This window comes from Leeuwenhoekiella sp. CH_XMU1409-2 (genome assembly GCF_037029365.1).
Lineage (GTDB): Bacteria > Bacteroidota > Bacteroidia > Flavobacteriales > Flavobacteriaceae > Leeuwenhoekiella > Leeuwenhoekiella blandensis.
Window position 1 is genome coordinate 148766 of record NZ_JAYMEI010000003.1, and the last position, 13691, is coordinate 162456.

A 13691-nucleotide genomic window follows, 5' to 3' on the forward strand; every position below is an offset into this window, starting at 1 on the left:
TATTGTTAACTTTTATTCTTTAGTTAAAACTAAAATGTTTTTTATTGGTTATTTGAATTTTTATCAAAAACATCATCAATAACACGCTGATGTCTTCTTTTGAATCGTACAGAACTACCTGCGGCCGGCGCCCCGTAGAACTTACGACTGCACACTCTGAATTTTTGCGCTTCGGGAAGATGCATCAATAAGTGCCCGTAAGCTCCCATATTGCGTGGCTCTTCCTGAGCCCAAACCACATCGTCTGCATTTTTATATTTGTCAAGCGCTGCTCTGATTTCCTTTTTAGGAAGCGGGAACAATTGTTCAACACGTACAAGCGCCACATCTTCACAACCTAATTCTTCACGCTGCGCAAGCAAGTCGTAATAAAACTTACCGGTCACAAATACCAGTGTTTTTACCTGATCTGCTTTTACACTGTCATCATCAATCGTCATCTGGAAGCTGCCGTTTGCCAATTCTTCTTTGGTCGAAATTACTTTAGGATGTCTCAACAAACTTTTTGGCGTAAAAACGATAAGCGGTTTTCTAAAATTGGTCTTTAATTGACGACGCAATAAATGGTAGAAATTGGCAGGTGTAGTACAATCTGCAACATACATATTATCTACTGCACAAAGCTGTAAATAACGCTCCATACGCGCCGAAGAGTGCTCTGCTCCCTGACCTTCATACCCATGTGGCAATAACATTACCAGACCGTTTTGAAGCTTCCATTTATCTTCTGCTGCCGAAATATACTGGTCAAGCATAATCTGCGCTCCGTTACTGAAATCTCCAAACTGCGCTTCCCAGATAGGAAGTGTTTTAGGACTCGCCATCGCGTAACCATAGTCAAACCCAACAACACCATACTCTGAAAGCAGCGAGTTGAAGATATACATATGCCCTTGCTCTCCTTTAAGATTGTTAAGCAATACGATCTCTTCTTCACTCTCTTCAACTTTGGTCACTGCGTGACGGTGTGAGAACGTACCACGTTCTACATCCTGACCGGTCATACGCACATCAAAACCTTCTTTGAGCAATGAGCCATACGCCAGTAATTCGGCAAGACCCCAATCTATCTTATTATCATCAAAATACATCGCGCGACGCCCTTCAATGATCTTATTTATTTTTCTTAAGAACTTTTTCCCTTCCGGAAGCTTGGTGATCGCTTCAGCGATTTCAGTTAAGGCATCCAAATCAAAAGTTGTATCTACCGGCTGCATCATCTCATCTTCGGTAGCCGGTTCAAAACCTTCCCACTCATCCTGCATAATTGCAGTAATACGGGTAGTTTCTTCCTCTCTCGACTTTTCTAATTTTTCTTCAAGCTTCTCTTTATATTCGTTTTCCAGTTGCTTTACATAACTGTCATCGATCACGCCTTCTTCGATAAGCTTTTTAGCATAAATATCTCTTGCGTTATCGTGTTTTGCGATCGCTTTATACAATTTAGGCTGTGTAAAACGCGGCTCGTCACCTTCGTTGTGACCATACTTACGATATCCTAAAAGATCGATAAATACATCGCGACCAAAAGTCATTCTAAAATCTAAAGCAAATAAAGCTGCGTGCACTACCGCCTCGGCATCATCTGCATTCACGTGCAATACCGGAGACAATGTGGTTTTAGCCACATCGGTACAGTAGGTTGAAGAACGCGCGTCGAGATAATTGGTCGTAAACCCGATTTGGTTATTGATCACAATATGAATGGTACCCTTGGTGGTATAGCCATCTAATTGCGCCATCTGGATCACCTCGTATACGACACCTTGACCAGCAATTGCCGCATCTCCGTGCACTACAATAGGAAGCACCTCCTGCGGATTGTCAAAGTAATGACGATCTTGTTTTGCACGCGAGATCCCTTCTACCACGGCTCCCACAGTTTCTAAGTGAGACGGGTTGGGAGCAATATTGATATTGATCTCTTTTCCGCTGTCTGTGAGTCGGCTTGAGGTCCATCCCAAGTGATATTTAACGTCTCCGTCAAACACCTCCTGATCGTAGTCTTTGCCATCAAACTCGCTAAAGATATCTTTAGCATTTTTTCCGAAGATATTGGTCAGGGTATTCAGACGGCCGCGGTGTGCCATTCCCATCACAAAATCTTTTACGCCTCGATCTGCAGCCGCCTCAATTATAGCGTCTACTGCCGGAATAAAACTTTCTCCTCCTTCGAGAGAGAAACGCTTTTGACCAACGTACTTGGTATGTAAAAAGGTTTCAAAAGAAACCGCTTCGTTTAATTTTCTAAGGATTTTCTTCTTTTCGTCTCCAGAAAAGTTAGGGTGATTATCATTGATATTCAGTTTATCTTGAATCCACTGAATTTCTTCAGGCTTTCTTATAAACATATATTCAACACCAATCGAATCACAGTAGATTTTCTCAAGGTGGGTAATGATATCCCGCAACGTGTTGGAGCCTATTCCTAGAATTTCACCTGCGGTAAATGTCGTATCAAGGTCTTTTTCACTAAGACCGAAGTTCTCTAAAGCCAGGGTCGGCTCGTATTTTCTACGTTCACGTACCGGGTTGGTTTTTGTAAACAAATGACCTCGTGTACGGTAACCATCAATAAGTTTAACAACCTGAAATTCTTTCTGTAAGTTTTCAGGTACGGCAGCATTGGTATTTCCGCCGGTTACTACAGTAGCATCAGGCTCAATACCTAGCTCTTCTAAACCAAAATCAAAACCTTGAAAAAAAGCTCTCCAACTGGGTTCTACGCTATCAGGATGCTGTAAGTATTTATCGTAAAGTTCTGCGAAGTATGCAGTGTTTGCTGCATTGAGAAATGAAAATCTATCCATTTTATAAGTTAAATCTGTCGATTTTTTAAGCAATAATTTGTCAAAAATACAATAATTACTGCGCACCAACTGTGTGCATTCACAATTTTATGGTTATCATTAACATTTTAAAATAAGTATTTAACACCTTGCTAACAAAGTAAGTGCAATCCTAAACTATCTTATTATGAAATCGATTGTTTCCACACTCATCCTCACCGTAATTTTTACGTGTTTTACAGCTCAAAGTCATGCGCAATTTCGTTCGAGTTCCTTTTGGGACCGTGTGAGTTTTGGAGGCGGTCTCGGACTCAATTTTGGTGATGATTATTTTGCTGCAAATATCGCTCCCAGTGCGGTTTACAATTTCAACCCGTATTTTGCATTAGGCCCCGGGCTGAGTTATTCTTATGTGAAAAACGGAAGTTTAAGATCTTCGGTAGCCGGGGGAAGTATAATTGCCCTTGCAAACCCATTACCCATCATTCAACTTTCGGCGGAGTTTGAGGAGCTGTACGTATCTCAACGCGCCGATTGGGATGGTGGCACAGTCACAAATGATTTTTGGAATTCTGCTTTATTTCTTGGAGCCGGTTATCGCAGCGGCCCTGTAACTATTGGCGCGCGCTACAACGTGCTCTATAATGACAACGATGCGATTTACACCAGCGCCATTATGCCTTTTGTCAGGTTCTATTTTTAAACTGCACCTTTTTAAATTCGCGCTCCAAAATAAGTACGCTTACGCGTTGCACAAATTCGTGTACTTCACTATCAGGCAAGGCTTTGATCTTAGCTTCAGAAACATCAATCGCGTACAACAAGGTAAGGTAGTTTTCAAAATCGGAGAGCACCAGTTCGTACAAAGCAGCTTCCAGATCTCTCAGTAATTTCTCTGACGAACTCACTTGATCAAATGTGCTGTCTAAGCCGGCACGCTTAAAGTCTTTATTAAGCTGTGACACCAGAAATGCATACAATTTCTGCTCACGTGCCGCTTCTAAAACTTGCGTGCCATTGGTCATAATTGAGTTATACTTTTCTACGCATTAAGGCTTGCGCAAACTCCTTCAAAATTGTTTTGTTCTCTTCCTTTACATCAAGACAGTCTAAATGCTCCAATGCAGTGTTAGTATATTTCTCGATCTCCTGCTGGGTAGCTTCGGCTGCGCCGGAATCTATAAACAGTTGCTTTACCGTTTCTATTTTTTCTGAAGGATCTTGCGGATTGATACTGAATAAATGCTGAAGCTGTTTGCTATGTACCGCATCTAAACGTTCAAGCGCCGTAAGATATAAGAAGGTTTTTTTGTTTTCAATAATATCACCTCCTACTTGCTTTCCAAAGGTTTTAGGATCACCAAAAGCATCTAAATAATCATCCTGAAGCTGAAACGCGATTCCTAAATCACGCCCGTATTCATAAATACGGTTTGCATTTTCAGCAGAAGCATTGGCCACAATAGCACCCATCTTTAAAGCAGCACCTACCAAAACGGCAGTTTTGTATTCGATCATTTTAAGATATTCGGGGATCGTGACATCATCACGGGTTTCAAAATCTACATCGTACTGCTGCCCTTCACACACCTCGATCGCAGTTTTACTGAAGAGTTTTGCCAGCGCTCTAAACGTCTCTCCTTCATAATTCTCAAAAAGCTGATAGGCTCGTATGAGCATAGCATCACCAGAAAGTATCCCGGTGTTTACATCCCATTTCTCGTGTACGGTTTCCTCACCGCGACGCAACGGCGCATCGTCCATAATATCGTCATGCACCAGCGAAAAATTATGAAACACTTCTACGGCCAACGCCGCATCTAAAGCTTTTTGATGATCAGATTCAAAAATATCGGTTGCCATTAGGGTCAATACCGGTCGCAACCGCTTGCCTCCCAATTGTAAAATATAATGAATGGGCTCATAGAGATTTGCAGGCTCTTTTATAGCAAGCTTATCATTTAAATAAGCAACAAAAACTTCAGTGTATTGATCAATGCGCAGCATACTTCAAAATTTTCGGCTAAAATAAGACACTATTTCTGAACATAAGGCTCCAAGCGTCAGAAGCTGAGCTCAGGATCGCATGTTATGTCAATATTAAATATGCTAAAAACTTTGGAAACTTTTTTCGTTTTTAAAGTTTCCGTCTTATATTCGCCGCGCTTTATGAAAACCGAAATATTAAATAACGCCACACAACTTTTTTTAAATCAAGGATTTAAAAGCGTTACTATGGATGATATCGCCACGCATATGGGGATATCAAAAAAGACCATTTATGCCAATTATGCGCATAAAACCGAATTGGTAGAAGCGGTAGGCCATCATTTATTGAACAACGTGCAATGCGCTGTGAAAGACATGGTTGATGAACATATGAACCCTATCGAAGAGCTTTATGAGATCAAAAAGTATGTGATTCAACATTTACAGGGAGAGAAAACCTCATCCATTCAACAAATGATGAAATACTACCCAAAGATCTTTACCAAGCTGCGCGCATCGCAAAACGAGTTTATGCGCGGCTGTATGGAGAAAAACATTTCCCGTGGTATAGAACTCGGACTTTTTAGAGACAATCTCGATGTTGAATTTGTTTCTAGAATGTATCAAATTGGCATCACCAACATTAAAGATGAAACCATTTTTCCTTCAGATAAGTTTCCGCAGATCGCCCTGTATGAGACCTATTTGGAGTATCATTTACGTGGGATCGTCACTCCGGAAGGAAGAAAAATTCTCAATCAAATAATTCATTCAAATCAAGACTAATGCGAAAAACAATTTTCCTCTTAATATGCGTTTTAGGCTCTCTAAACACAAGCAAAGCCCAAGACAGTACAGAGGTACAATCTTATGCACTAAGCCTTCAGGAAGCCATAACTTATGGTCTCGAGAATAGCTATGATGCAAAAAACGCGTACACCGATGTAGAGATCGCTCTTAAACAAAAATGGGAGATCATTGCACAGGGACTTCCTCAGATTTCTGGAGAGGTGACGTACCAAAATCAGTTTATTCAACCTACCTCATTTATTCCGGCGGTGGTTTTTGACCCCAGCGCAGACCCCGGTGATTTCATCCCGGTGCAGTTTAGCCAGAAGCAAAATGCTTCGGCCGTAGCCACCTGGAATCAGTTGATCTTTGACGGCTCGTATATCGTAGGCGTACAATCGGCAAAAACCTTGCTTCAGATTTCTGAGAACGCCAAGGTTAAAACCGATCTTGAAGTAAAACAAGCAATCATTGAGGCCTATGGCAATGTATTGCTTGCTCAGGAAAGTGTTGCCATTCTTCAGAAAAACATAGAAACCGTAAACAAAAATCTAAACGACACCCAGAAGATTTTTGAAAACGGACTAGGAGAAGAAGAAGATGTAGAACAACTTCAAATCACTGCTTTAAATCTTGAAAGCCAACTCAACAGCACCGTGCGTCAATTGGCGATTGCATACGATATGCTCAAATTAACCTTAGGCATCCCGATTGACAGTAAACTCGTGGTAACAGATGCGCTTGAAGATTTGACGATGCAGTATTATGATCTCAATTTGCTTGCAAGAGATATCGACCCCGAGAACAACATAGATTATCGCATTGCCGAAGATCAAGCCAATCTTGCCGAAACCGAAGTAAAACTTGAAAAAAGTAAAGCCTTACCAACCTTAAGCGCCTATGTGAATTATGGAGCAGCAGGAGCGAGTAACTCCTTCACCTTCTTAAGTGATGAGCAACGTTATTTTGAGCAATCTATCTTAGGCGTTTCCTTGAGCGTGCCCATTTTCAGCAGTGGGATGCGCGCAGCGCGAACTGCTCAAAAAGAGCTGGCTTACAAACAGAGTCTCGAAGATCTTGAGCGCGCCCGCAATCAGGTAAAGCTAGAGATCGCTTCTGCACGTAATGATTATCAATTTGCGCTTGACAACTTTGCCACGCAAGAAAAAAACCTCGACCTGGCAGAGCGTATTGAAAATAAAAACTCCATCAAATTTTTTGAAGGTATCGCCAGCAGTTTTGAGTTGAGTGAAGCACAAACACAACTTTACCAGGCACAACAAGATTATTTACAAGCTATGTATGAAGTGATTGCCAACAAAGCAGCACTTGAAAAAGTGCTTGACACTTCAGTTTATAAACCAAAAGAAGACTAACATCCAGACATATCCTACACGCATTATGAAAAATATAATAACCCTAATAGCCGCAGCATTCCTAATCATTTCCTGCGGAAACAAAGAAGAATCTGTTGAGAGCGTCATTGAAAGTGGTGATCTAACCGCGATTCGCGCAAAGAAGACCGAACTGGTAAATGCTCAAAACGAACTTAAGACCGAGATCGATTCGCTTAACGCTGCTATAGATAAATTAGACGTTAAGAAAAAGGCAGCCTTAGTTACTGCTGAAACTTTACAAGACACCTTGTTCAAACATTATTTTGAAGTACAAGGAAATGTAAACACAGACCAAAACATTGTGCTGTATGCAGAATATACCGGCGTACTGACTCAGCTTTATGTCAAAGAAGGGCAGCGCGTTGCAAAAGGACAACGTCTTGCTAAAATTGATGATGGTGGTTTAGGAAGTGAACTTGCCCGCCAGGAAGCGCAAACGGCTTTAGCAAAAACAACTTATGAGCGTCAAAAACGCCTTTGGGATCAAAAAATTGGTTCAGAGATCAATTATCTGGAAGCAAAGACCAACTACGAAGCGATGCAGGCTGCAACAGATCAGTTGCGTTCTCGTGTGGGAAAAACGGTGATCACTGCGCCGTTCTCAGGAATTGTAGACAATACCTTAGCAGATCAAGGACAAGTGGTAAATGCAGGACAAACCGGAGTGTTACGTCTGGTAAACCTGAGCGATATGTATGTAGAAGCTTCTATTCCTGAAGCCTTTTTAGGTAAAGTTTCTGAAGGTACCGATGTTAAAATTAGACTGGCTTCAATAGGCAAAACCTACGACGGAAAGATCAGACAAGTAGGCAACTTCGTAAGTCCTGACAGCAGAACCTTTGATGTAAAAATTTCGATACCAAACCCAGACAACACCATCAAGCCCAACTTGATCGCTACGGTTATGGTTAATGATTATACTTCAGAAAACGCCATTGTCGTACCTGAAAATGTGGTTCAGCAGAATGCGTTGGGCAACAGCATCACCTATGTTTATGAAGAACAAGCTGACGGGACCGCAATTGCAAAACAAGTACAAATAAAAGAAGGTTACAGCGATGATCAGCGTATAGAGATCACTTCTGGACTTAGTGCCGGAGACCGACTGATCATTGAAGGAGCGCGCTCTCTTAGAGACGGTCAAGCTGTAGAATTAAAAGAATCTTCAAACAACCAATAAGATGGCCAAAAACACTTATAAAGAATTTAGCATATCGTCTTGGGCAATAGACAATAAGATGACGGTGTATGTGATCACCGCGATCATCTTACTCAGCGGTCTGTTTGCCTACTACAGTATGCCGCGTGAAGCATTCCCAGAGATCATAGAAACCAAGATCTATGTGAGCTCTGTAAATCCCGGGAATGCTGCAGAAGACGTAGAAAAATTTATTACCGAGCCGCTCGAAGAAGAATTCAACGACATCGCCGGGATCAAAGAGATCACTTCTACCACGCTTCAGGACTACAGTATTATCATTGTAGAATTTGAAGAGGATATCGATGTGAACGTTGCAAAAACCAAGGTTAAAGATAAAGTTGACTTGGTAAAGGCAGAAACAACCTGGCCTACGCTAGACAACGGTGCCAAGGTAGAACCCAACATTTTTGATCTTAACATTTCTGAAGAGCAGCCTATCTTAAACATCAACCTTACCGGAGATTTTCAGGTACAGCAGTTGAAAGATTATGCCGAGCATCTTCAGGATAAGATCGAATTGCTTCCGCAGATCAAAGAAGCGACCATTCGTGGTGCTGAAGAACAAGAGGTAGAAGTCGCTGTCGACATTTATAAGATGACTGCTTCTAAAGTGAGTTTTGACAACATCATCAACGCGATACGCTCAGAGAACAACACGATCTCTGCAGGTAACGTGATCACCGATGGTTTGCGTAAAAACATCCGAGTTTTAGGAGAAATTCAAGACCCTAAAGAGCTAAATAATATAGTAGTAAAACGCGATGGCGGAAACATTTTTCTTAAAGACATCGCAACAGTACGCTTTAAAGAAAAAGATCCTACCACTTTTGCCCGCGAATACGGTCAACCGGTGGTGATGCTTGACGTTAAAAAACGGGCAGGTAAAAATATGATCGAAGCGGTAGAGTCGATCAAAAAGATCGTTGCCGAAGAAGAAGCCAATTACTATCCAGAGTCGTTACACATCAGCCTTACCAATGACCAGTCGATCAAAACGGCAAATCAGGTAGACGACTTGGTAAATAACATCATATTTGGTGTTATTCTGGTGGTTGTGGTTTTGATGTTCTTCTTAGGATTTAGAAATGCACTATTTGTAGGTTTTGCGATTCCGCTTTCAATGTTTATGTCGCTTACCATTTTATCTAGTTTAGGTTTCACCCTGAATACGATGGTACTTTTTGGTCTTGTAATGGGACTGGGAATGCTGGTAGATAATGGTATCGTGGTGGTTGAAAACGTATACTCCTTGATGGATCAAGGAATGCCGCGCATCAAAGCTGCAAAGCAAGGTCTGGGTGAAATCGCCTGGCCTATTATCGCTTCTACAGCGACCACACTTGCTGCCTTTTTCCCCTTAGGATTGTGGCCGGGAACCATTGGTAAGTTTATGATCTATTTCCCGATCACACTTTCGGTGGTATTGAGTTCGTCTTTATTTGTGGCGCTCATCATCAACTCGATGTTGACCTCACGCTTTATGAAGACCGAAGAGGAAGATATGAGCAAAAAGAGCCTTATACGCAACAGCCTTATCCTCTCAATTATTGGGGTAATAATGCTCATTGTAGGTTTTGTGATAGATTCCGGAGGTTTTAGAGGTATTGGTAACTTGCTGTTATTGCTCGCGATTATGCTTTGGGCCTATAAATATTTCTTAGCAGGAGCCGTGCGTTATTTCCAGTTTGAATCACTTCGAAAATTAGAGAACACCTACGAGCGTTTCTTAAAGTACGCGCTGCGCGGAAAAAAAGCGTATGCCTTTTTCTTCGGGACCGTAATTATGCTGTTCTTATCCTTTGTTCTGGTAGGTATTGCACAGCCTAACGTGCTGTTTTTCCCGGAAAACCAGCCCAATCAGATCATTACTTATATAGAATATCCTGAAGGGACGGCGATCGAAAAAACCAATCAGCTTACTAAGCAAATCGAGCAACGCATCTTTGACGCGATCAAGAAATATGAAGATGCAGACGGATATAACTTTATGGTAGAGAGTGCCATCTCTCAGGTAGGTCAAGGTGCCGGAAACCCACAAACCGATGGTGGCCAGAGTAATGAAATGCCGCATAAAGGAAAGGTCACCTTATCTATGCGCGATTTTAAACTGCGCCGTGGCGTAAAAAGTAGCACCGTACTTTCTGAAGTGCGTGAGGCTGTTAAAGGCTTTCCGGGAGCTTCGGTAATTGTTGAGAAAGATGCTGCCGGTCCTCCGGTAGGTTATCCTATCAATATCGAGATCAGTGGTGAAGATTATGAAGAAATGCTTCTTGCCGCAGAGAATATGCGTACCTATATCGAAGGCTTAGGCATTGGCGGTATTGAAGAACTCAAACTTGACGTCAACAAATCTAAAGCAGAACTTGGTGTTACGGTAAGCCGTGAAAAAGCAGGTCAGTTAGGTATTTCTACTGTAGCTGTTGGGCAGACCTTGAGACGTTCGGTTTATGGTGAAGAAGCTTCTACTTACAAAGAAGGCGATGATGACTATGAGATCAATGTGCGTTTTAATGAAGATTACCGTTATGACGAGAATGCATTATTCAATCAACCGGTAACCTTTAGAAACAATCAAGGTCAGATCATCCAAGTGCCTATTTCGGCTTTGGTAGATAAAAAATCTTCTTCCGCTTTTAGCGCAATAAAACGTAAAGACCTTAAACGGGTAATCACACTGTATTCAAACGTGCTTACCGAGCAAGGTTTTAACGCCACAGAAATTGTAGGGCAATTGAAGAACGAACTTGCAGGCTACGATTTGCCTAGCGGAATTTCATATAGTTTTACCGGTGAACAAGAAGAACAAGCAGACAATATGAGCTTCCTGTTGATGGCATTAGGTATTGCGATGGGTTCTATCCTACTTATTCTGGTAGCACAATTCAACTCGCTTTCTAAGCCGGTGATCATTCTTATGGCGGTAGTCTTAAGTTTGGTAGGTGTGTTCTTAGGTTTGATCATCTTCCAGATGGACTTTGTGATCCTGATGACGATGATGGGTATTATTTCGCTTGCGGGTATTGTGGTAAACAATGCGATCGTTCTTATCGATTACACGCAGATCCTGATCGATCGTAAGAAAGAAGAATTAGGTGTTGAAGACGATGACTATCTTACTAAAGAAGAATACTTTAAACTTACCGTTGCCGGTGGTAAATCGCGCTTAAGACCGGTATTGCTTACGGCGATCACTACGGTTCTTGGTTTGATTCCGTTAGCAGTAGGACTTAATATTGACTTCTTTGGATTGTTTACAGATTATGATCCTGCGATTTACATTGGTGGGGATAACGTGATCTTCTGGGGACCGCTGGCGTGGACGGTGATCTTCGGGTTGGTATTTGCTACCTTCCTTACCTTAGTGATCGTACCGGTGATGTTTTACTTAACCAACCGTGCTAAAGTAAAATTTGCCGATAAACGCAAAGCACGTGAAGAGCAAAAGAAACAAGCTAAACTAGCCGCAGCTTCTGAAACTTCAGAAAGCTAGAAAAGCTTTTCATTTTAATTAGACTTAAAAGCAGAAGGACAACCTTCTGCTTTTTTGTTTTTCTAGGGTTGAATCCCATAAAAACGGAAAGCTTTACGCCTAAGTAAACTACCTCTTGGCAAGCCTCGGAGTATTTAACCCTTTGGCGGTGCCAATAAAATAACCTCAAAACAATAGGTGGTGACTTGCTTTAACTTCTTAAATTTGCACCTCAAATAATCAAGCATGTACAGAACGCATAATAACGGAGCTTTACGCGCCGAACATATAAACGAAACGGTTACTCTTGCCGGCTGGGTTCAAAAATCCAGAGACAAAGGTTTTATGATCTGGGTAGATCTACGCGATCGCTACGGCATCACCCAACTTATTTTTGACGAAGAACGCACCCCTAAAGCGGTGATGGATCTTGCCAAAACTATGGGGCGTGAGTTTGTGATTCAGGTTACCGGAAAGGTAATCGAGCGTGAATCTAAAAACCCAAAAATGCCTACCGGGGATGTAGAGCTTTTGGTTGAAAAATTAGAGATCTTGAACGAGGCCAAAACGCCTCCGTTTACTATTGAAGATGCAACCGATGGCGGTGAAGATCTCCGTATGAAATACCGTTATCTGGACATCAGAAGAAATCCGGTGAAGGAGAAACTCATCTTTAGACATAAAGTGAGTATTGCCGTGCGCAACTATTTATCGGAGCAAGGTTTTATTGAAGTGGAAACGCCCTATTTGATCAAATCTACTCCGGAAGGTGCCCGTGATTTTGTGGTGCCTAGCCGAATGAACGAAGGTCAATTTTACGCGCTTCCACAATCGCCACAAACGTTTAAGCAATTGCTTATGGTGGGCGGTATGGATAAGTATTTTCAGATTGTAAAGTGTTTTAGAGATGAAGATCTACGTGCAGACCGCCAGCCGGAATTCACACAGATCGACTGCGAGATGGCTTTTGTAGAACAAGAAGACATTCTGAACATTTTTGAAGGCTTGACCAAGCATCTTTTAAAAGAAGTGGTAGGTTTTGAGATCGAAAGTTTCCCAAGAATGACCTATGACGAGGCGATGGCAAAATACGGTAACGACAAGCCAGACATTCGCTTTGGGATGGAGTTTGGCGAACTCAACGCAGTAGCGCAGCACAAGGACTTTAAAGTATTCAATAGTGCTGAGTTGGTTGTAGGTATCGCGGTTCCGGGAGGAGCGAGTTATACCCGAAAAGAGATCGATAAGCTTATCGATTGGGTGAAGCGACCACAAGTTGGTGCTTTAGGAATGGTGTATGTAAAATGCAATGAAGATGGAAGTTTTAAATCTTCAGTAGATAAATTTTACGATCAGGAAGATCTTGCTAAATGGGCAGAAGCTACCGGCGCACAACCCGGAGATCTGATCTGTGTACTTTCTGGAGAAACATCAAAAACCCGCGCGCAATTGAGCGCGCTGCGTATGGAATTGGCCACACAATTAGGCTTGCGCAAGTCAGACGAATTTGCGCCGCTTTGGGTAGTTGACTTCCCGCTTTTAGAATGGGATGAAGAAACCGAGCGTTACCACGCGATGCACCACCCGTTTACTTCTCCTAAACCCGGACAAATGGAATTGCTAGACACCAAGCCCGGCGAAGTAAAAGCAAATGCTTACGACCTTGTATTGAACGGAAACGAAATAGGCGGTGGTTCTATACGTATTCACGATAAAGAGATACAATCTAAGATGTTTGATTATCTAGGCTTTACCAAAGAAGAAGCACAGGCACAGTTTGGCTTCCTGATGGATGCGTTTCAATACGGTGCGCCACCACACGGTGGTTTGGCCTTTGGTCTAGACCGTTTGGTAGCGATTTTAGGCGGACAAGAAACGATAAGAGACTTTATTGCATTCCCTAAAAACAATGCCGGCCGTGATGTAATGATCGATGCGCCTGCAACAATTGATGCAGCACAATTAGAAGAATTGAATTTGAAAGTTACTTTATAAGTCTCAGTCTTTATAAATTAAGAAAGCAGCCCGATGTGGCTGTTTTTTTATGGCTCCTACCG

General features: G+C 42.0%; 9 protein-coding genes. 6 read left to right on the forward strand and 3 right to left on the reverse strand.

Annotation, left to right across the window (positions count from 1 at the left end):
* Positions 1–41: 41 nt before the first annotated feature.
* A complete protein-coding gene (locus WA338_RS04105; RefSeq protein WP_272987297.1) occupies positions 42–2810 on the reverse strand; it encodes a 2-oxoglutarate dehydrogenase E1 component in 2769 nt (922 codons plus the stop codon).
* 166 nt (positions 2811–2976) lie between these two features.
* On the opposite strand from WA338_RS04105, the gene WA338_RS04110 reads away from it, so the two are divergent.
* Positions 2977–3492 carry a hypothetical protein gene (locus WA338_RS04110; RefSeq protein ID WP_272987296.1) on the forward strand — a complete coding sequence of 172 codons (516 nt, stop codon included), beginning with the start codon at positions 2977–2979 and terminating at the stop codon, positions 3490–3492.
* On the opposite strand, the gene WA338_RS04115 is transcribed toward WA338_RS04110, so the two are convergent.
* Together WA338_RS04115 and WA338_RS04120 are read right to left on the reverse strand one after the other, a co-directional pair.
* On the reverse strand, positions 3476–3814 hold the full coding sequence (locus tag WA338_RS04115) for a hypothetical protein (protein ID WP_272987294.1): 339 nt from the start codon (positions 3812–3814) through the stop codon (positions 3476–3478). The two genes, WA338_RS04110 and WA338_RS04115, sit on opposite strands and share 17 nt — an antisense overlap.
* A gap of 7 nt (positions 3815–3821) precedes the next feature.
* On the reverse strand, positions 3822–4796 hold the full coding sequence (locus WA338_RS04120; RefSeq protein ID WP_272987292.1) for a polyprenyl synthetase family protein: 975 nt from the start codon (positions 4794–4796) through the stop codon (positions 3822–3824).
* Positions 4797–4958: 162 nt separating this feature from the next.
* On the opposite strand from WA338_RS04120, the gene WA338_RS04125 reads away from it, so the two are divergent.
* From WA338_RS04125 to aspS, 5 genes are all read left to right on the forward strand, one after another.
* A complete protein-coding gene (locus WA338_RS04125) occupies positions 4959–5564 on the forward strand; it encodes a TetR/AcrR family transcriptional regulator (RefSeq protein ID WP_040532990.1) in 606 nt (201 codons plus the stop codon).
* A complete protein-coding gene (locus tag WA338_RS04130) occupies positions 5564–6943 on the forward strand; it encodes a TolC family protein (protein ID WP_272987290.1) in 1380 nt (459 codons plus the stop codon). The genes WA338_RS04125 and WA338_RS04130 overlap by 1 nt, the downstream gene beginning before the upstream one ends.
* Positions 6944–6968: 25 nt before the next feature.
* On the forward strand, positions 6969–8144 hold the full coding sequence (locus tag WA338_RS04135) for an efflux RND transporter periplasmic adaptor subunit (RefSeq protein WP_009781687.1): 1176 nt from the start codon (positions 6969–6971) through the stop codon (positions 8142–8144).
* Position 8145: 1 nt separating this feature from the next.
* A complete protein-coding gene (locus WA338_RS04140; protein WP_009781688.1) occupies positions 8146–11655 on the forward strand; it encodes an efflux RND transporter permease subunit in 3510 nt (1169 codons plus the stop codon).
* Positions 11656–11880: 225 nt separating this feature from the next.
* Complete coding sequence (gene aspS / locus WA338_RS04145; RefSeq protein ID WP_009781689.1) at positions 11881–13629, forward strand: aspartate--tRNA ligase; 1749 nt, start codon at positions 11881–11883, stop codon at positions 13627–13629.
* Positions 13630–13691: the final 62 nt, after the last annotated feature.